Genomic DNA, 19,632 nt, shown 5'->3' on the forward strand with positions numbered 1-19,632 from the left:
GGGGGGCTCGTGGCGGATAATTTTTATTCATTCTAATCTCACTGCTGTTTTTTTTTATTCCGGGCGGTGGGCGTTTCTCCTGTTGCCTGCGGTCCCCCCCTAAACAACCTGGGGGGCCGGCCCCGGCTTCCGTGCTGATCATCTTCCCATCGGAGGCCAGGCGAATAATCCCAAACCGAGCGTTCTGTTGCTCAAAAGTGGATCAGTAAAATATCGCCATGTCATTCAGACCCTTGCTTGGTCACGGACGGATTCGGAGCCGGGAGGAGAAGTCGGAAGCCCTGCAAACGGCAGCCTGGGTCGACTCTTCGGTCGTTTTCGACAATCGGCGCTGGGTGTGCCGGGACGCAGAGCTCCGCTGGACAGCTCCCCACCATCTGATCGTACTGACTGAGGAAGGGGGGACGTCGCATACATCGATCCGCTCCGGGGAAAAGTCCGTCTACGACGGGATGGATCGTCCGGGAGACCTGACCTTCGTCCCCGCCGGCGCGGAGCGGCTCGGCGTCTACCGGGACGTCAATCTTTCCTATTCGGCCCTGTGGATCGATCCCGAATTTCCAGGAAGCGAAAGGCTTGCGGATACGCCGATCCTGGTGAACAGGAGCGATAATGTCATCGCAACGCTTTTGAGTTCGCTCCGGGTCGAGATGGCGCTCGGTCACAGGCCGGACACCGGCTATGTCGAGCATCTGGCTGCGCTCGTCAGCATGCGCGTGGCGATGCTGGCCGGCAAGCAGCTCCCGGCCCCGCGTTACGGCCGTCTCAGCCGCCGCACGTTTGCCCGCATCCGGGAATACATCGAGGCACGCATCAACTCCGACATTTCGCTGCGCGAGCTGGCGGCTGTCGCAGAGATGGGAGTCGACACGTTTGCGCGCCGCTTCAAGGCGACGACCGGTCTTGCACCCTACGCCTACGTGATCGAGGAACGGGTCCGGCGGGCGGAAGTCGTGTTGCGTGAAACCGGGTCGTCCATCGGCACCATTGCCTTTCGCTTCGGCTTCTCTAGCCAGAGCCACTTCACCGCGACGTTCAGGCGCCTCAGGGGCATGACTCCTCGGGCCTACCGGGTGCAGTTTTCTCCGGAATCCTGATAGTGCCGCCGATTTCCTGAAAGAAATGCCGAGCCTGCCGGACCACGTCCATAAGCGTCAATGAGCGCACCCGACGCGCCCGCTGTCGGGCCGGGGTCGCTGTCGAGCCCTTATCACTGCGCCCGGGAGATCACGCATGGCTGAGACGGACAACAGGAACGGACCGACGCGTCGAGCGGTGCTGGAGGGAGGGGCCGCGACCGGTCTGCTGCTAGCAACCGGGCTACCGGTTGAAGCCCAGCAAATGGAGCCCGCCGTCGCAGCCGCATCCACCACGCCGGGACCAACGATGCCGGTGTCGCTGCGCATCAACGCCAGGGACTTTGCCGTCGAGCTCGATCCTCGGACAACGCTGCTCGACACGTTCCGCAATCATCTCGGCCTTACCGGTTCGAAAAAAGGCTGTGATCACGGCCAGTGCGGCGCCTGCACCGTCCTCGTCAACGGGCGTCGGATCAATTCTTGCCTGACGCTCGCTGTCATGCATGAGGGCGACGAGATCACCACTGTCGAAGGGCTCGCCGACGGCGACCGGCTTCATCCCGTTCAGGCCGCCTTCATTGCACGCGACGGCTTCCAGTGCGGATATTGCACGCCCGGCCAGATCTGCTCCGCGGTTGGCATGCTGGGCGAGGCCAGGGAGGGTTGGCCGAGCCATGCCAGCGACGAAGTGGCGGCAGCCTCGGTCGCGCTCGACGATGCCGAGATCCGCGAGCGGATGAGCGGCAATATCTGCCGTTGTGCTGCCTATCCGAACATCGTCGCCGCCATCCGCAACGCGGCAGGGGAGGCGTGAGCGATGCGGGCTTTCACCTATGAGCGCGCCGGGAGTGCGGAAGAGGCGGCCGCCGCGGTTGCCAATCGGCCGGATGCCAAATTCATCAGCGGCGGCACCAATCTCCTCGACCTGATGAAGCTCGATATCGAGCAGCCGGCGCATCTCGTCGACGTCAGCCGCCTGCCGCTCGACCGGATCGAGGAAACGGAGGAGGGCGGCCTGCGCATCGGCGCGCAGGTCCGCAATAGCGATCTTGCCGCCGAGCCGCGGGTGAGGTCGCAATACCCGATGCTCTCACAAGCGCTGCTGGCGGGGGCTTCCGGTCAGATCCGCAACAAGGCCTCGACCGCCGGCAATCTCCTGCAGCGCACGCGCTGCTTCTATTTCTACGACCGCAACATGCCGTGCAACAAGCGCGAGCCGGGTTCCGGTTGTGCCGCGCTGCAAGGCTTCAACCGCATGCATGCGATCCTCGGTGCAAACGACGCCTGCATTGCTGTTCATCCCTCCGACATGGCGGTTGCCATGGCCGGGCTCGACGCCAGGATCGAGACCTTGTCGCCAGGTGGCGAAGCTCGCACCATTCCGATCGGCGATCTCCATCGCCTGCCCGGGACAACGCCCGACGTGGAGACCACGCTCGGTCATGGGGAGATGATCACCGCGGTCACCTTGCCGCCCCCTCCGCCCGGTCGGCAACTCTACCGCAAGGTGCGCGACCGCGCCTCCTATGCTTTCGCGATGGTGTCGGTGGCGGCGATCGTCGAGAAAAGTGGCGATCGCATACGCAGCGCCCGCATCGCCATGGGCGGGGTCGCGGCCAAGCCCTGGCGCGCGACCGCGGCTGAGCAAACGCTCGCCGGCTCGGTGGCGTCCGATGGCGCTTTTACCGAAGCCGCCGAAGCCGCGCTGGCCGAGGCAGTCGGGCATGGCGACAATGATTTCAAGATCCCGCTGGCCAAACGGACGCTGCGGCACACGCTTGCCGCAGCCGCAGTCGAGCGCGCGTAAGGTCATGCAGAGACGATGGCCCCGAACGGCCGTCCCTAGATGTTTGTCCCGCAGTCGACGGGCCGGTGGCAAGGAGATAGACATGAAACTCACGCGACGCGCCGTTACAGCCGCCAGTGGCGGCCTTCTCGTCGCGCCCGCCACCGCTTGGGGCGCCGCGTCAGATACTGAGCTTCGTCGCGAACTTGAAGCGGCCGTGGAAGCCTTCTTTGCCGGCTGGGCTTCCGGCGACTGGTCGGCTTTCCTCGATCGTTGCGACGAGACGATGACCTTCCAATTTCCGGTTGGTGAGCAACGGGGTAGACACGAACCGCCGAACGGCAAGCGCGCGCTCGCAGCGTGGACCGCCGCACATAAAGCGCAGGGTAACAGGATCACGGAATCGATCGTTGATCTTAAGCTCTTCGCCTCCGATTGGATCATCATTTGCGATCGCGGGAGTGGGACGATCGGCGGCGGGCCCTATACGGGCCTGCACGCGCTTTTCATGCGGGCCGGCCCGACGGGGCGGCTGATCGAGTTTCGAGAGTATTTCGGCGATATTGCTACGTGAACAGCAGCTGCGCGGCGATCACGAAGAGCCATGCTGCGGCTATGTGAGTTTCCGAGAACCGAACATTCCAGGTGAGCCCATGCACAAGACCACGACGCTTCGCGGACAGTCCGCAGATTCGACCGGCTTTGTTTCCCGTTCAACGGTGAAATCTTCCCCACATGCTGAATTCATTGGTCGTCCGGTCGACCGCATCGACGGGCCGTTCAAGGTGACGGGCCGCGCGACATACGCCTATGAACATCCAATCGACGGCGTAGCTTATGGCTATGTCCTCGGCGCTGCCATCGCCAAAGGTCGCATCGCGGAGATCGATATCTCGGACGCCGAAAGGGCACCGGGCGTAGTCGGCGTCATGACGCACCGAAATGCTCCGCCACAACCGGATTTTGGCCCGGCGGTGACACCGACCGTACCGGAGGTTTTCACGCGCGCCCGACCGGCGCTCAACAGTGACCGCGTACGCTACTATGACGAGCCGGTGGCGCTGGTCGTCGCGGAGACGTTCGAGGCGGCGCGCGCCGCCTCGGGACTCATCAAGGTGCGCTACGAAGAGGAGGTGGGCACCTACGATCTACAAGCGCATCTCAGCGATGCCTATGCACCCAGGCGAACAAATGCCGGCCTGGCGACGGACAGCGTTGTCGGCGACTTCGAGAGCGCCTTCGCACAAGCTCCGGTCAAGGTCGATGCCACGTATCGGACGCCCTTCGAGCACCATAACCCAATGGAACCGCATGCGACGATCGCCGTCTGGTCAGGAGACGAGTTGACGATCCATACATCGGCGCAAACGCTTGCGAATTACAGGGCAGGCATTGCCACCACGCTCGGCATGCCGCCGGAGCGCGTGCGCATCGTCAGCCCCTTCGTCGGCGGAGGCTTCGGTTCCAAGTTGATTATCCATGCCGACACGGTGCTGGCAGCGCTTGCAGCGCGGGTCTTGCAGCGTCCGGTGAAGATCGCGCTTACGCGCCAGCAGATGTTCGCCAACACCGGCCACCGCGCCGAGATGATCCATCAGCTGCGCTTCGGTGCGGATAGCGACGGACGGCTCACCGGGATCTCGCATGACGTCTGGTCGGCGACGTCGAGCTTCGAGGAGTATTGCGAGCAGACGGCAGCCTTTGCCCGCTCGCTCTACGCGGCGCCGAACCGCCTTACCCGCCATCGCTTGGTTCGACTCGATATCAATCGCGGCGAATGGATGCGCTCGCCCGGCGAAGCGCCGGGCATGCTAGCCTTCGAATGCGCCATGGACGAACTTGCCGAGCATCTTAGGCTGGATCCGATCGAGCTCAGGATTCGCAACGAGCCGACACAGGATCCGGAGCGCGGTGTGCCGTTTTCGACCCGCAACCTCGTGGCCTGCATGGAGGAGGGTGCGCGTCGTTTCGGCTGGCAGGGGCGGGATCCGGTGCCCGGCCGCACCCGGGAGGGCCGCAACCTCATTGGCTACGGCATGGCGGCGGCGATCCGTCCGAACTATATAGGCGCGACGACGGCGCGGGTCGCGATCGACCGGGACGGCCAGGTCACGGCACGGCTCGACATGACAGATATCGGCACCGGCACCTATACGATCTTGACTCAGATCGTCGCGCAAAACCTTGGCTTGCCGCTCTCATCTGTCAAGGTGGAGCTTGGCGACAGCCTTTTCCCGCGCACCGCCGGCTCCGGCGGCTCCTGGGGTGCGACGAGTTCGGGTTCCGCGCTGCATCAGGCGTGCAGCATCCTCAAGCAGCGGATCCTGGAAGTGGCGCGGTCGAGCGAAGCTTCGCCGTTCCGTGGCGTCAATGTCAGCGAGGCGAACTTCGCCCACGGCGAAGTCAGGATCGGCGAGCGTTCGGCAAGGCTGAGCGATCTCATTCGCAATATTGCCCCGGACGGGTTCGTGGCCGAAGGCTCAGTTGCCGCCGCCAATGCCACCGAAACCTACAAGGCCTATTCCCAGCACTCACACGGCGCCCATTTCGCCGAGGTCGCGGTCGATTGCGATACAGGCGAAATCCGGATGCGTCGCTTTCTGGCAGTGATTGGCGCCGGCCGCATCCTCAACCCGAAAACCGCGCGCTCACAAATCATCGGCGGCATGAGCTGGGGCATCGGCGCCGCGCTGATGGAGGAGACGGTGCTCGATCGGCGCCACGGCCACTTCGTCAACCACGACCTTGCCGAGTATCACGTCCCGGTCAATGCCGATATCGGCGCGATGGAGGTCGTCTTCCTCGAGGAACACGATGACAAGGCCAATCCACTCGGCGCCAAGGGATTAGGCGAACTTGGCGTCTGCGGGGCGGGGGCTGCTGTCGCCAACGCCGTCTACAACGCCACCGGCGTCAGGGTGCGCGAATTTCCGATCACCCTTGACAAGGTGCTGCCTGGCTTGCCCTTGACCGCCATCTGATCCGGCAAGCACCAGGACGAAGGCGCCAACACGCTCGCCCTTGAGTCCGCGAAGGCTTTTGCTAACCTGACTGTCCCGCCAGCAAACCGCGAGGACATCGAGGACATATGGAACAGGATAGCCAGACGCTTCACGGCGACGGCATCTCGGCGACTGTCGTCGGGCAGGGCGCCGAACTGGTCTCTCTGCGCGATGCCGACGGCACAGAGTTTCTATGGCAGGCCGGCCCGGAATGGCGGCGTCACTCGCCGGTGCTGTTCCCGATCGTCGGGCGGCTCAAGGGCGACCAGTTGCGCCATCGCGGCCGAACCTATCCGATGACGCAGCATGGGTTCGCGCGCGACAAGCCGTTTGCCTGGGCGCAGAGGCGGCCAGGGTCCTGCACGCTGGTTCTCACCGACGACGCCGATACCCGCGCACACTACCCATTCGCCTTTCGCCTGGCGGTGACCTACACGCTGGACCGCCGGCAGCTCGGCGTGACCTTCGACATCACCAACACCGGCGACGAGCCGCTTCCGGCGTCGATTGGGGCGCACCCGGCATTCAATTGGCCATTGCTGCCGGAGCTGGCCAAGACGGATTACCAGCTGGCCTTTGCCGAGGACGAGGGTGCGCCGATCCGCCGGCTGAAGGACGGTTTGCTGTTGCCGACGCCGCAGCCGACGCCTGTCGAGGGCAATATCCTCAAGCTCTCCGAACGGCTGTTCGACGAGGACGCGGTCATTCTCGATCGGCCTGCCAGCACCAGCGTGCGCTACGCCTCCGAGCGTGGTCCGGCGATAGAGATGTCGTGGCAAGGGGTTCAGGAGTTGGGCATCTGGTCAAAGCCGAGCGGCGCGCCGTTCCTGTGCATCGAGCCCTGGCACGGCATCGCAAGCCCGGTGGACTTCGACGGCGATTTTGTCGACAAGCCGGGACTGATGCGGGTCGCGCCCGGTGGGAAGCGCGTGCTGAGCTATCAGATACGGCTGCCGTGACGTGCCTGCAGATCCAGCCACACCGGCGGTGCCCAATGCCTGACGACAGCCCCAGTTCGGCGGTGTTGGCAGCTTTTGCGCCGGCAGCTGTTCACGATAGGAATTTTTTCTTGATTCCGTGACCTCAGCTATGGTACAAGTTTGTCTATGGTGCTGATTCGCGCCAGTGACCCGCCTTACAGGCGGGTTTTTCGTTTGATGCTCCGTCAGCCAACGCACCGGCGAAGGCTGCGAAGGAACCCGTTCACATTGACCAGGAGGCGCGCGGCGGTCAGGCCGACAGGACGAGAACGAATCCACTCACCTGTCCCGCCGGGGGAACCGGGTGCGGTTCACGTTGTTACTCCAGCGGGCGGTCGTTGGCCGTCGGATTGGAGTCATCATACCATGACCAATGGTCGTTCACCTGAAAACGTTCTGGTTACGCTTCCCACGATTGATGCAAAGGCCGCGCCGACACTCAACAACACCGAGGCCGAGGTGTTCTATTCGGAGGCGATCCGCGAACTCACCGGCACGGACATTCCTTTTCTTGTCGCTGGAACATACGCCTTAAGTGCCTATACGGGCGTCACCCGCCAGACCAAGGATCTCGATATCTTCTGTAAGGCGGGCGACTATGCGCGCATCCTCGCCCATTTCAAACAGCTTGGATATGCGGTCGAAATCGAAGACGATCGGTGGCTTGGAAAAGTGTTCAAGGGCACGCATTTCTTCGATGTCATATTCGGCTCCGCCAATGGCATGATGCCTGTTGGCGATCTGTGGCTGGAACACGCCCGGCAGACCGAGCTGCTGGGCAACCGGGTGAGAATTATCGGGCCGACCGAGCTTGTCTGGTCCAAATGCTTCATCCAGGACAGGGGGCGTCACGACGGAGCCGATATCGCTCATACGATTCTCAAGGCGCATGACCAGATCGACTGGCACAGGCTGCTTTCCTATCTGGAGGTTCATTGGGAGGTGCTGCTGATGCATCTGCTCAATTTCAGGTGGATCTATCCGAGCGAGCGCGATCATGTTCCGGCTTGGCTGCTCGATGAATTGCTGGACCGCCTCGCCAAGCAGCGACAATTGCCGTCTCCTAGAATGAAGATCTGCCGCGGGCGCCTGCTTTCGCAAGTCGACTACGAAATCGATGTCAAGGAATGGGGCTTTGCCGGTGTCGGCGGCGCGGGAGAATTTCGCGATGGCTGATCGCATCAGGAAGGCCACGCCGGGGGACGGCAAACGCATGCTCAAGATTGCCGCGCTAGGCGACCTGCATGTCAGGGAAGATGGCCATGCCTCTTATCGCGACCTTTTCGGCGAGATATCGCGCGAAGCCGATGTACTCGTACTCGCGGGCGATCTCACCAATCTCGGTAAGCCTAGTGAGGCGGAGCTCCTCGCCGAAGATCTGCGCAATTGCTCGATCCCGGTGGTGGCCGTGCTCGGCAATCATGACTACGAGTCCGATGCGGCAGAAGATGTCACCAAGATCCTGCGCCAGGCGGATGTTCACCTCCTCGACGGGCAGGCGATCGAAATTGGGGAGGTCGGCTTTGTCGGTGTGAAGGGGTTCGTAGGCGGTTTCGGGTCGCGCATGCTTGGCTCCTTCGGCGAACCGGCGATCAAAGCGATGGTCGCGGAAAGCGTCAGCGAAGCAATGCGGCTCGAAAATGCGATGCGGCAGGTCCGCGCGAAACGCACGATCGTGGTCCTTCACTACGCGCCGGTCGTGGAGACCGTTGCAGGAGAGCCGCCGGAGATATTCCCGTTTCTGGGCTCTTCACGTCTAGCGGAGACGATCGATCGGTTCCAGGTCAGCGCCGTCGTGCATGGCCATGCGCATCGCGGCTCGTACAAAGGTCAAACGCCTGGCGGAGCCAAGGTCTACAACGTCGCCATGCATGTGGCCAAGCCGAGCGGCCGCCCCTATGCCTTGCTCGACATCTGATGCGCGTTGGCATGCAGCCTGACCAGGTTCAATCGACCTGGTTCAATTCGCTGCGTTGATCGACTTCGCCAGCTCTTCCAGTTTCTTGGGATCGTTGCCGTGGCGACGCACCAGTTCGCGGGCTTGCTTGGAGGGCAAATCGGTTGCGACGGCAAGCTGCCGCACCTGGAGATCGTCGATGGCAACCTGCGGCAAGGTGTTTTCGAAATCTGCTGCCTTGTCCTTCATGGCGGTTCTCCTCGCTGTCTTTCCAAGACAACGGCTTGAGAATCGGACCGGTTCCGAAAGATATGCAAAACCCGAAGGCCAAGGCCTCGTCGCGACCACCAGCATGTGCGATTCCACTGCGCAATGATCAGAGCGGTAAGGGGTTTAGCCAGGAACCATGGCGGGGTGGATGAGTTGTCCAGGCTGAACGGAGATGACCTCGATGCCCCAGCCAAGAGAACCCGATCCAAATCGCGATGTACCCATGCCGGCTCCGACGTGGAAGCCTGAGCCGATCGAGGAGCCCGAACCGGAAGGGCTGCCGGACGAAACTCCGCTGCCCAATCCGGACGAGAATGAAGAGCCTCCAGTGCAGGCGACATCTGGTTCGCAAGCGCGAGGCCGCAAGTTGAAGCAATCGGACAATTGACGACAACCGCGGTCGTCTCGTACTCGGCGTCTAGGAGACCGAAAAGAAGCAAGACCAGGCACGGCAGCCGTGGTGACGCTTCAAAGTTCGGCTGATTTTTCCAAGGGGAATTCTATGCCCGATATCCGTTCTCCTCGTCTCGCTGTTCTCATTGATGCCGACAACGCGTCATCCAAGATCGCTGATGGCCTGTTCGAAGAGATCGCCAAGCTCGGCGAGGCAAGCGTCCGCCGCATTTACGGCGACTTCTCCGGCGTCCGATCCAAAGGCTGGGCCGACATCCTCTCGAAGCATGCCATCATCCCACAACAACAGTTTGCCTACACAACGGGGAAGAATGCGTCGGACATCACCCTGGTGATCGATGCAATGGACCTGCTTCACAGCGGTCGCTTCGACGGTTTCTGCCTGGTTTCGTCGGACAGCGATTTCACTCGTCTCGCGGCACGTATCCGCGAGCAGGGCATCGATGTATTTGGCTTCGGCGAACAGAAGACCCCGGAGAGTTTTCGCCAGGCTTGCCGCAAATTCGTCTACACGGAGAACCTGCTTGCAACGACGCACACAAATAGTGAGGACACAAGCCGGGCCACAAACCCTCTTCAGTCTCCCAGCGCCGCCACGCCAATCATTTCGAAAGTCATCGCGCAGATGGAGAGCGAGGACGGTTGGGTCCCACTCGGTGCTGTCGGCACTCAACTCGCCAACCTGGCGTCGGACTTTGATCCGCGGACCTTTGGGTTCCGGAAACTAAGTGATCTCGTGCGGAAAACGAATTCTTTCGAGATCGACCATCCCGAAGGTGGATCGTTGCGAATCCGCATTAAGCCGGCGGCAGCCAGGCAGGCAAGGTCGAAAGCTCGCCGATGAGCGGGTGTCGACGTAAAGGCCTCTCGATCATGCTGCGAATGGCGCTTTCGCCTTCAGTCCCTGTCGGACAGCACCGCGACGCCGAAGAGCGCCGCCTTCTTGGTGATCAGTCCTTCCAGGTCCGCGTCCGACCGCTCCGTCCCCGTGCGTTCCCGCAGCGCGGCGATTGCTGCCTTCATCGATAGCAACGCGTTGCATCGCTCGTTCAGCAGTTCGTCGACAGCGGCGGCCACATCGCACGTCTCAACATGCGGCAACATTGAACTGGCTCCTTTCCTATCGGACGGCACGCCTGCTGTCGCGAGGAACGGCGGGCTTGCCGTTAGTCAATAACCTTCACAATCTTGCGTGTGCCCGGGTCGACCAGCACTGTGTGATTGCCGACGACGACATATTTGTATTTGACATCGGGAACATCGATCGACCGAAGTTCGACCGTGTCGGGCAAAGCGGAACCGACACTGAGTTCCACCCCAAGAAGATTGATCGATGCCAGCGGATGCTTGTGCACATATTCGCGGATGACCGTCTGCTGTTCGGGCGTGACAATCACCTCGTCCGCGGTGGCCACGCCGATGCCGGCGAGCAGAATAAGCCCGGCGGCGGCAGGAATCAGATGACTTCTCATCGTCTTCTCCTATTCCTGGAAGGGGAGATCCGCCTTTCACTGCTTCGCAAACGGCGAACCCGTCTTTCTAACGTTCACCGAGACCCCTTGTTCCGTGAGCGACGACTAATTGATCGGGCTGTTGAGGTACCGTAGCGGCCGCTCAGCAGCCGCCATGAATCGCTCTGTGACGCGTGATTTCGCGCGACCAAACGGCGCGGCGGCGTCGGATTCGCACAATGGGATTCTGGGGCGGTATTCAGGCTAGCTGTCGGCGAGCCAATCTTGGAGGCTGCGGGCGAAGCTTCGCGGCGCGACGAGATCGCACGAGGTCTCGCCGGTGCGAAGCAAGAGTACCGGCACATGGTGGAAGGAAGTCTGCACGGCCCGGCCCGGAGCGGTGGTCGGCGCGTGCCAGTCGACGGCTATGCAGGTTGAGAGAACGCTCGCGATGTCGGCCCCCGCCAGGCTGAAACGCACGCGGCCTTCGCCAAGGCAAACCGAACAGCCGAGATCCGGATCGATTGCAAGGGACGGCGCTTGCGTCCCGTCGTCGAGCGCCAGCCAGAGACGGCGCGGTGCAATGCGAATGATAAGAAGGTTCTTGTGACGAACCGTCTCTCCGACCGAGGCGGGAAGTTTCGTGCCGAGCGCCGCCGAGAGGCTCGATTCGAATTGCCTCAGCGTTCCGTCCCAGCCCTCGACCTGGATGAGCGGGCAATCGGCCACGGACAGGCTGGAATCCGGGCTAGCCATGCAGTCGTTCTCCTTGCGGATCGAGGAATACCGGCGAGACGATGCGGGCACGCACCGTTTCGGCCTTCATGGGATAGACGGCCACGACCTCGCTTCCCTCCGTCGCCTCATCGCCGGCAAGCAGTGCCAGCCCAACATAGTGGCCGCGTTCGGGGCTGAAGGTGACGGAGGTGACGCGCCCGCGTCCGTGGCCGTGAGCTTTCTCGCCTGGCAGGAACAGGATGGCGCCACCGCGCAGTCGCTTTCCGTCCTCGATGCATTCCAGACCGACCAGTCGTTGCCGGTCAGGTGCCAGCAAGGCCGGGCGCCGCCGCAGCACATCGCCGACAAAGCCGCTGCGCTTGCCGACGATACGGCCAAGGCCGAGATCGTCGAGCGTCGTGCGTCCATCGATTTCAGGCCCTGCGACATGGCCCTTCTCGACGCGCAGCGCACCAAGCGCCTCGACGCCGTAGGGCTTCAGGTCGAACGGCCTGCCGGCTTCGAGCAAGCGGCTCCAGAGCTGTTCACCGGCAGTTGCGCCGACGTAGATTTCATAGGCCCGCTCGCCGGAATAGCTGAGGCGCAGGATCCGCAGCGCGCGGTCTTCCCATTGGCTTTCGAGTACTCCCATATGCGGCAGCGCTTCGTTGGAAACGTCGAGCGACGGAAATGCCGCCGCCAGGGTCGCACGGCTCTTCGGTCCGGCGACCGACATCGCCGCCCATTCATCGCTCACCGAGGTGACGGCGACGCGCAGTTCCGGCCATGCGGTATCGAGCAGGAATTCCAGCCGCGACAGCACGTCGGCGGCCTTGGCCGTCGACGTGGTCATGAAGAACCGGCTTTCCGCCAGCCGCGTCGTGGTACCGTCGTCGAAGACGATGCCGTCGTCGCGCAGCATGACGCCGTAGCGGGCACGGCCGACTTGCAGCTTGGCGAAGCCGTTGGCGTAGACCCGGTCGAGGAACATGGCGGCGTCCGGACCCTGGACGTCGATCTTGCCGAGGGTGGAGATGTCCATCAGACCAGCGGCCTGTCGCACGTTTCGCATTTCGGCGACGTAGGCTTCATTCACATCGGCTCCGGACTGCTTGTAAAACCAGGGCCGCATCCAGAGGCCGACTTCCAGCATGTCGGCGCCGTTCGCCAGATGCCAGTCGTGCATCGGCGTGCGGCGGAATGGCTTGAAATGATGGCCGGTGGTGCGGCCTGCAAGGGCACCGATGGCGACCGGCGTGAAGGGCGGGCGGAAGGTCGTGGTGCCGGTCTCGGGAACCGTTATGCCACGCAGGGCGGCCATCGCCGAAAGGGCCGGGAAATTGCTGGTCTTGCCCTGGTCGGTGCCCATGCCGAGCGTTGTGTAGCGTTTCAGGTGCTCAACCGCCTCATAGCCTTCGCGATGGGCGAGTTCGACGTCCTTTGTCGTCACGTCCATCTGGAAATCGACAAAGGCTTTTCCGCGTTGGGCGGACGGGATTTCGCGAAGCATGGTCGTAATGGTCTCGCCCAGATCGAGCTTTGAAGGAACTGATACATGCGCCGACTTGCCACAGAAGGATGCAGCTTCAACGCCGGCACGATGACCGTCCTCGATGGCATCGGCGGTAGCATAGTTTCCCATCATTGCGCCGGCGCCGAAACGGTCGGCTGGAAAGATGCCTGGCACGAAGCCGTCGATGTCTTCGCGATATCGGGGCTTGACGCCCAGATGCGAAGTGAGGTGCACGGTCGGCGACCAGCCGCCGGACACGCAGACCAGATCGCAGGCGGCCTCGGACTGGCCGTACGGTCCGGCGAGTGTCGCGCCCGTGACGGCACGGCCGCCATGCAGGTCGACAATGCGCGTTGCGGCCCGCACTGTGACGCCGATGCGTGCGGCTTCCGCTACAAGCGCCGTTGGCGGTGCGGCGCGCAGATCGGCAACCGTTACCTCTGCGCCGGCTGCGGCATAGTCGAAGGCGGTGCGCCAGGCGCTGTCATTGACAGCAGTGATGATAACTTTCCTGCCCGGCAGAACGGCGAAGCGGTTGAGGTAGGTCCGGGCGGCCGAGGCAAGCATTACGCCGGGCCGATCGTTGTTCGCAAACACCATTGGACGCTCCATGGCGCCGGTTGCGAAAATGATCGAGCGGGCGCGAAGCAAAGTGATTGTTTGCCGAGCTTCGCCGGTTCGCAGCGGGTCGACTTGGTCGCGTTGTTCGACCAGGCCTATGACATTGCCGTCATAGACGCCGAATGCGCTGGTCCGCTTCATCAGCGTGACGGTTTTGAAGCTGTTCAGTTCGGATTCGACATGGCTCAACCATGAGGCCGCCGTGCCGTCCGACCGTTCCGCCAGAAGCTGGCCGCCGAGCAGGAAATCCTGTTCGATCAGCGCTACTCGCGCGCCGGCTGCGGCGGCAGCCCGCGCCGCCGACAACCCAGCCGGACCACCACCGACAATTGCCACATCGGCAAAGGCATGACGGACGACGTAGCGATCGGGATCCGGCTCGGTGCCGGCTCTGCCGAGGCCGGCCGCCTTGCGGATGAAGTGCTCGTAGACCTTCCAGGCGCGCCGCGTCGGACCCATAAAGGTCTTGTAATAGAAGCCGGCAGAAAGAAACGGCGCGAACTGGCCATTGACGCTTTGCACGTCGAACGCGAGCGACGGCCAGCGGTTCTGGCTTTCGGCGACCATGCCGTCGTCAAGTTCCAGCGTCGTCGCCGGCAGGTTCGGCTCGCGCCGGCCCGCTGTCCCCAGCGTGACCAGTGCGTTCGGCTCCTCCGGCCCGGCGGAAAGAATGCCGCGCGGACGATGATATTTGAAGCTGCGTCCAACCAGGGTGACGCCGTTGGCGAGCAGCGCGGATGCGAGCGTGTCACCACGATATCCGGTCATCTTTCGGCCGTCGAAGCTGAATTCGACGGGATAAGAGCGGTCGATGCGACCACCGCCGGGTAGCCGATTGTTCTGGACGTTCATGCCTGCGATGTCCTGGCGAAGGTGACCGAAGAAACGACGTGATTGCGCGTGTCGCGCTCGACCACCAGCCACTGGCGGCAGCCGATCACGTGCTGCCAGAACTCGCGGTGGAGGCCTGCAGGGTTTTTCCGGACATAGACATAAGCGTACCAGGCCTCCGGATCGGGGTCATCATGGGGCGGACGCCTGACGGAAGCATCGCCGCCATAGCGGAACTCGTCATGGTCACGCGGACCGCAGCAGGGGCATTCGATGCGCAGCATTTTTTTCCGCCTCCTATTGCAGCCAGGCGGAGGGGCCTGCGCCGGCTTCGTCCAGCGTATGGCCAGTCCGGAAACGGTCGAGCCCGTAGGCCGCGATCAAGGGATGCGGCTTGCCGGTGGCGATCGTGTGGGCGAAGCACCAGCCGGAAGCCGGCGTCGCCTTGAAGCCGCCATAGCACCAGCCACCGTTGAGATAGAGGCCGTCGATCGGCGTCGGGCAGATGATCGGACTGGCGTCCGGCGTCATGTCCATCACGCCGCCCCAATGTCGCAGCAGACGGATGCGCGAGATGCACGGCATCAAGGCGACCGCCGCCTCCGCCACTTCGCGCACGACGCCGAGATTGCCGCGCTGGGCGTAGGAATTGTAGCCGTCGAGATTGCCGCCGAACACCAACCCGCCCTTGTCCGACTGGCTGACGTAGAAATGATCGGCGCCGTAGGCGACGACATGGTCGACCAGCGGCTTCAGCGGTTCGGTGACGAACGCCTGCAGGACATGGCTTTCGATCGGCAGTTCAAGGCCGGCCTTGGCACCGAGAATGGATGTATGGCCGGCGACGGCAAGCCCGACCTTGGCGGCGCCGATCCGGCCTTTCGTCGTTTCGACGCCGACGATCCGCTCGCCGTCGCGAATGAAGCCCGTCACTTCGCAGTTCTGGATGATGTCGACGCCATAGCCATCGGCGGCGCGCGCATAGCCCCAGGCGACGGCGTCGTGGCGCGCGGTGCCCGCGCGGCCCTGGAAGATGGCGCCATGGATCGGAAAGCGGGCCGTGTCGGAAAAATCGAGATAAGGTACAAGGCGGCGTACGTCCTCACGATCGAGGATGTCGGCGTCGATGCCGTTCAGCCGCATGACGTTGGCGCGGTGGCCGAAGCCGTCGAGCTGATCGGCCGAATGCGCGGTGACGAGTTGGCCGCGCTGCGAAAACATGACGTTGAAGTTCAGCGCCCGCGACATGCCTTCCCAGAGCTTCATCGAGAATTCGTAGAACTGGGTGTTGCCGTCGAGCAGGTAGTTGGAGCGGATGACGGTGGTGTTGCGGCCGACATTGCCACCGCCGATGTAGCCTTTCTCAAGCACGGCGACATTGCGAATACCGTGGTTCTCGGCGAGGTAGAATGCCGTGGCGAGGCCGTGACCGCCGCCGCCGATGACGATCACATCGTAGGACGGTTTGGGCTCCGCCGCCCGCCAGGCGCGCTGCCAGTTCTTCTGGCCGGACAGCGCATTGCGGAAAATCTGGAATGCCGAGTAAGGCGCCATCCGTGCGGGCCTATCGAACGATCGGGCCGGTCGGCGTGCGGGTCAGCACTTCGGCACCCGCATCGGTCAACAGCACGGTGTTGGAGACGAAGTCATCGCCACGACCGGTGCCCATCAGCCAGGACAGGATGTGGAAGCTCATCCCGGTCTCGATATCGAGATCGGAATCGTGCCGCAGCCCGGTCACCGAATTGCCACCGGTCCATGATGGCGGCTGGCCGGCGCCGACGAGATAGCCGCAGTGATGGCGGCGATAGTGGGCAAGGCCGGCCTCGTCGGCGACGGCCTGCCAGGCGGCGTAGACATCGCGCGCCTTGGCCCCGGGCCGCAGCGCCTTGACGACCGCATCGAATGCCTTGGCGGTCACTTCGGCCATAGCGGCGTCTTCGTCGCTGATATAGCCGATGCGAACGAGCCGGCCGAGCGGCGCGTGGTAGCGCGAGATGCAGCCGGACAGTTCGACGAAGACCGGCTCACCCTTGCGATAAATGCCGTCGCCCCAGGTCGTATGCTCCTCGCCAAGCCGCGCGGCCGGGCGGATGAACGGGCCGAAGCCCGGCGCATGGCCACCGGCGCGGATCATCGCCGAAACACATTGGGCGGCGACCTCTTGCTCGGTGGCGCCGTCCGAGATCGCCGCGATCGCGGCCCCGGCGGCAGCGTCGGTCACCCTGGCAGCCTGCCGCATCAGGGCCTGTTCCTCGGCGCTCTTCACCCGTCGCATCCTGTCGACCAGACCGGAGACGTCGCTCCATTTGGCATCCACCTGCGCCTGGAGCGCCACGGCAAGCCCGTGGCTGAGGCCCGCCGTCCAGTACTCGAGGCCGATCCGCTTACCGGACAGGCCGAGTTCCGCCAGCACCCGCGCCGCAAGATCCGCCGCCGTTTCACTGTCGGAGTGGCCACGGAACGCCGCTGCCGTCACCTGCTTTTCGATCGTCACCCTTTCCATCGAACGGGTAACCAGAACCGGCTTACCCTCGAGCGGGACGATCAGCAGGTGAGGGGCAAAATAGCCCCAGTGATCGAGGCCGGTGAGATAGAAGACGTTCTCCGGCGAGGCGAAGACGGCCGCGTCGAGTTCGCGCTCGGCCAGTGCCATGCGGATCCTTGCAAGGCGGCCGGCGATTTCGGCTTCGGAAAAGGGATTGCGGTCCATTGGATATCCTCGAATTGCCAGTTCTTGCGCCGGTTGTCAGTCGATGACGATAAGTTCGCGCGCCACATCGCAGAGGCGTTCGCCGCCGCGATCCGTGACCACGAAGGATTCCGAGATGGCGATGCCGAAATCGTCGAGCCAAACGCCGGCCATGAAGTGGAAGCACATTCCGGATTGCATCTCGGTGGTGTCGCCGGGGCGAAGACTTGCTGTGCGTTCGCCCCAATCGGGCGGATATGCCAGCCCGACCGGATAGCCGACGCGGCTTTCCTTCTTCAGCCCGTTCTTGCGCAAAACAGCCTGCCACGCCGCTTCCACTTCTTCTGCGGTGTTGCCAGGTCGGGCCTTTTCGAGACCGGCGTCGACGCCCTCGACGATTGCCCTGGCGATATCGAGGATAGCCGCCGGCGGCTTGCCGAAATGCACGGTGCGCGTTAGTGCCGCGTGATAGCGGCGGCGCACGCCGGCAATCTCCAGGATCGCAAGCCCGCTGTCCGGCAGCGGCGCGTCGGACCAGGTTAGATGCGGCGTGCTGGTGCCCTCGCCAACGGGCATCAGCGGACAGATCGCGGCATAGTCGCCGCCCGCTCCGGGCACGCCCATGATCTGCGCGTGATAGATTTCGGCGATGACGTGGTTCTGGGGCACGCCGGGCCGCATCTTGTCGATGGCGCGGTTCATGGCATGCGTGCAGATCGCGCCGGCCTCGCGGATCAGCGCCAGTTCGGCTTCGGATTTGACCAGCCGCGCCCAATTGACGAGGTCGTGGTTGTTGGCGAAGTGCGCGTCGGGCAATCCTTGGGTGAGATGGGCGTGGCAGCGCGCGGTGTAGTAATGCGCGTCCATCTCGACACCGACGCGAGCGGTTCCCCAGCCGCGCGAGCGGATCAGCTGGGCGAGCTCGTCATAGGGATGTTCGACGGGCTGCTGCACCAGCCGTTCCGAGAACGGCACGATGTTTTTCTCCGGTAGGCCAGTGGTCAGGCGCGCGCTGCGGGCATCTTGAGCCCTGCCGAACCAGATCGGCCGGTCCTCCTCCAGATGGACGAGCACGCACTGCGGAACATAAAACGACCATCCGTCATAGCCGGTCAGCCAGCACATGTTGGCGGGATCCTGACAGACGATGAGGTCGAAGCCGGCCTGTTCCATGCGTGCCTTCACGCCAGCCAGGCGCTGCGCATATTCCGCCTGCGTAGATGCCCCGAAATGGTTCGCGCTCGTCACCTGGATGTCCAGCCTTCTGGATATGATCCGCCCTTGGACGGGAAAATCGCTTAAATTGTGCACAACTGGATGGCTACGTGTCGTTCTGCTGTCTAATTTTCAAAGGTTTCTGCGTCTTGGCTTGCACAATGTCTAGGGCAGTTGTATACGTCTGGTCAAGCGCGTTTCAACCTCGAAGAAGGCCGCGACGCTGGGAACCATCATCAGTTGTTCAATGGGAGAAAAGCATGTTCAAATCATCGATCTCGCGCCGTATCGTCGTGAAGGCGGCGGCCTGTCTTGCTCTCGCCGCCACGTCACTGACGTCGCTGCCCGCTCACGCGGAAACCACCCTGGAGCGGGCCAAGAAGGACGGCTATATCCGCGTCGGCTTCGCCAATGAGGCGCCGTTCGGCTATGCCACGCCAGATGGTAAGCTGACTGGCGAGGCGCCCGAAGTCGCCAAGGCGGTGCTCGCCAAGATGGGCATCAAGCAGGTCGACGGCGTGCTGACCGAATTCGGCTCGCTCATTCCGGGTCTGAAGGCCGGGCGCTTCGACATCATCGCCGCCGGCATGTTCATCACTCCCAAGCGCTGCGCCGAGATCAACTACTCCGAGCCTTCTTACGGCATCGGCGAGGCCTTGCTGGTGGCAAAGGGCAATCCGAAGGCCGTGAAGGACTTTTCGAGCTTCAAGGACAATCCCGATCTCAAGCTCGCCGTGATGGCCGGCGCGGTCGAGGGTGGCTTTGCCAAGGATGCCGGTGTCGCGGCAGGGCAGATCGTTTCCCTGCCTGACCAGTCCAGCCTCGTCGCCGCCGTCCAGTCGGGCCGTGCCGACGCCGCTGCGCTAACCGCCCTGTCTATCGCCGACATGGCCAAGAAGGCCGACGGCGTGGAATCGACGAAACCATTCGGCGAAGTTGCCGGCAAGTCGGTGAAGGGCCACGGTGGCTTCGGCTTCCGCAAGGAAGACACCGATCTGCAACAGGCGTTCAACGCCGAGCTGAAGAAATTCCTTGGCTCGCCGGAGCATATCGCACTCGTCGAGCCGCTCGGCTTCGGCAAGGACTACCTGCCGAACAAGACCACCGCCGAGCTCTGCGCCGGCAAATAAGGTCCCAACTGCTGGGCGGCGCGAAGGCGCCGCC

General features: G+C 63.1%; 20 protein-coding genes. 11 read left to right on the plus strand and 9 right to left on the minus strand.

Features of this window, described 5'->3' with window-relative positions; all coding sequences use genetic code 11:
* Positions 1 to 452 precede the first annotated feature (452 nt).
* From NKI20_RS25350 to NKI20_RS25385, 8 genes are all read left to right on the plus strand, one after another.
* A complete protein-coding gene (locus tag NKI20_RS25350) occupies positions 453 to 1,097 on the plus strand; it encodes a helix-turn-helix domain-containing protein (protein WP_245266448.1) in 645 nt (214 codons plus the stop codon).
* A gap of 136 nt (positions 1,098 to 1,233) precedes the next feature.
* Positions 1,234 to 1,893, plus strand: coding sequence for a 2Fe-2S iron-sulfur cluster-binding protein (locus NKI20_RS25355; RefSeq protein ID WP_352835448.1), 660 nt, complete (start codon positions 1,234 to 1,236; stop codon positions 1,891 to 1,893).
* Between the two features lie 3 nt (positions 1,894 to 1,896).
* Entirely contained in the window at positions 1,897 to 2,886 is a 990-nt protein-coding gene (locus NKI20_RS25360) for an FAD binding domain-containing protein (RefSeq protein ID WP_023757906.1), read from the plus strand.
* Positions 2,887 to 2,968: 82 nt separating this feature from the next.
* Positions 2,969 to 3,439: a nuclear transport factor 2 family protein gene (locus NKI20_RS25365; RefSeq protein WP_023757905.1), complete on the plus strand. Its 471-nt coding sequence runs from the start codon at positions 2,969 to 2,971 to the stop codon at positions 3,437 to 3,439.
* Positions 3,440 to 3,518: 79 nt separating this feature from the next.
* Positions 3,519 to 5,846 (plus strand): xanthine dehydrogenase family protein molybdopterin-binding subunit, encoded by a 2,328-nt coding sequence (locus NKI20_RS25370; protein ID WP_352835453.1) that lies wholly within the window; start codon positions 3,519 to 3,521, stop codon positions 5,844 to 5,846.
* 107 nt (positions 5,847 to 5,953) lie between these two features.
* A complete protein-coding gene (locus NKI20_RS25375; RefSeq protein WP_352835455.1) occupies positions 5,954 to 6,826 on the plus strand; it encodes an aldose 1-epimerase family protein in 873 nt (290 codons plus the stop codon).
* A 387-nt stretch (positions 6,827 to 7,213) separates the two neighbouring features.
* The gene (locus NKI20_RS25380) at positions 7,214 to 8,023 is read left to right on the plus strand and encodes a nucleotidyltransferase family protein (RefSeq protein WP_023757902.1); all 810 of its coding nucleotides are present in this window, start codon (positions 7,214 to 7,216) and stop codon (positions 8,021 to 8,023) included.
* Entirely contained in the window at positions 8,016 to 8,765 is a 750-nt protein-coding gene (locus NKI20_RS25385) for a metallophosphoesterase family protein (RefSeq protein WP_352835458.1), read from the plus strand. Before NKI20_RS25380 ends, NKI20_RS25385 begins: the two co-directional genes overlap by 8 nt.
* A gap of 42 nt (positions 8,766 to 8,807) precedes the next feature.
* On the opposite strand, the gene NKI20_RS25390 is transcribed toward NKI20_RS25385, so the two are convergent.
* On the minus strand, positions 8,808 to 8,993 hold the full coding sequence (locus tag NKI20_RS25390) for a hypothetical protein (protein ID WP_023757900.1): 186 nt from the start codon (positions 8,991 to 8,993) through the stop codon (positions 8,808 to 8,810).
* 202 nt (positions 8,994 to 9,195) lie between these two features.
* On the opposite strand from NKI20_RS25390, the gene NKI20_RS25395 reads away from it, so the two are divergent.
* Positions 9,196 to 9,402, plus strand: a complete 207-nt coding sequence (locus NKI20_RS25395) for a hypothetical protein (RefSeq protein WP_352835461.1) — start codon at positions 9,196 to 9,198, stop codon at positions 9,400 to 9,402.
* A gap of 114 nt (positions 9,403 to 9,516) precedes the next feature.
* A complete protein-coding gene (locus NKI20_RS25400) occupies positions 9,517 to 10,272 on the plus strand; it encodes an NYN domain-containing protein (RefSeq protein ID WP_352835464.1) in 756 nt (251 codons plus the stop codon).
* A gap of 53 nt (positions 10,273 to 10,325) precedes the next feature.
* Here NKI20_RS25400 and NKI20_RS25405 read toward each other — a convergent pair whose 3' ends face one another.
* From NKI20_RS25405 to NKI20_RS25440, 8 genes are all read right to left on the minus strand, one after another.
* Positions 10,326 to 10,532 (minus strand): hypothetical protein, encoded by a 207-nt coding sequence (locus NKI20_RS25405; RefSeq protein WP_023757898.1) that lies wholly within the window; start codon positions 10,530 to 10,532, stop codon positions 10,326 to 10,328.
* Positions 10,533 to 10,594: 62 nt separating this feature from the next.
* Positions 10,595 to 10,900 carry a DUF1236 domain-containing protein gene (locus tag NKI20_RS25410; protein WP_352835467.1) on the minus strand — a complete coding sequence of 102 codons (306 nt, stop codon included), beginning with the start codon at positions 10,898 to 10,900 and terminating at the stop codon, positions 10,595 to 10,597.
* 243 nt (positions 10,901 to 11,143) lie between these two features.
* Positions 11,144 to 11,635 carry a sarcosine oxidase subunit gamma family protein gene (locus NKI20_RS25415; protein ID WP_352835470.1) on the minus strand — a complete coding sequence of 164 codons (492 nt, stop codon included), beginning with the start codon at positions 11,633 to 11,635 and terminating at the stop codon, positions 11,144 to 11,146.
* Positions 11,628 to 14,582, minus strand: a complete 2,955-nt coding sequence (locus tag NKI20_RS25420; protein WP_352835473.1) for a sarcosine oxidase subunit alpha family protein — start codon at positions 14,580 to 14,582, stop codon at positions 11,628 to 11,630. Before NKI20_RS25420 ends, NKI20_RS25415 begins: the two co-directional genes overlap by 8 nt.
* Positions 14,579 to 14,845 carry a sarcosine oxidase subunit delta gene (locus tag NKI20_RS25425; protein ID WP_352835476.1) on the minus strand — a complete coding sequence of 89 codons (267 nt, stop codon included), beginning with the start codon at positions 14,843 to 14,845 and terminating at the stop codon, positions 14,579 to 14,581. Before NKI20_RS25425 ends, NKI20_RS25420 begins: the two co-directional genes overlap by 4 nt.
* Positions 14,846 to 14,858: 13 nt before the next feature.
* Complete coding sequence (locus NKI20_RS25430) at positions 14,859 to 16,115, minus strand: sarcosine oxidase subunit beta family protein (RefSeq protein WP_352835479.1); 1,257 nt, start codon at positions 16,113 to 16,115, stop codon at positions 14,859 to 14,861.
* Positions 16,116 to 16,125: 10 nt separating this feature from the next.
* Positions 16,126 to 17,274 (minus strand): M24 family metallopeptidase, encoded by a 1,149-nt coding sequence (locus NKI20_RS25435; RefSeq protein WP_352835482.1) that lies wholly within the window; start codon positions 17,272 to 17,274, stop codon positions 16,126 to 16,128.
* 36 nt (positions 17,275 to 17,310) lie between these two features.
* Positions 17,311 to 18,501, minus strand: coding sequence for a M24 family metallopeptidase (locus NKI20_RS25440; RefSeq protein WP_352835484.1), 1,191 nt, complete (start codon positions 18,499 to 18,501; stop codon positions 17,311 to 17,313).
* A gap of 227 nt (positions 18,502 to 18,728) precedes the next feature.
* Here NKI20_RS25440 and ehuB point away from each other — a divergent pair, with 227 nt between their 5' ends.
* Positions 18,729 to 19,598, plus strand: a complete 870-nt coding sequence (gene ehuB / locus NKI20_RS25445; RefSeq protein WP_352733425.1) for an ectoine/hydroxyectoine ABC transporter substrate-binding protein EhuB — start codon at positions 18,729 to 18,731, stop codon at positions 19,596 to 19,598.
* The last annotated feature ends 34 nt before the right edge of the window (positions 19,599 to 19,632 follow it).

Origin of the sequence: Mesorhizobium sp. M0830, from assembly GCF_040319965.1 — a bacterium.
Lineage (GTDB): Bacteria > Pseudomonadota > Alphaproteobacteria > Rhizobiales > Rhizobiaceae > Mesorhizobium.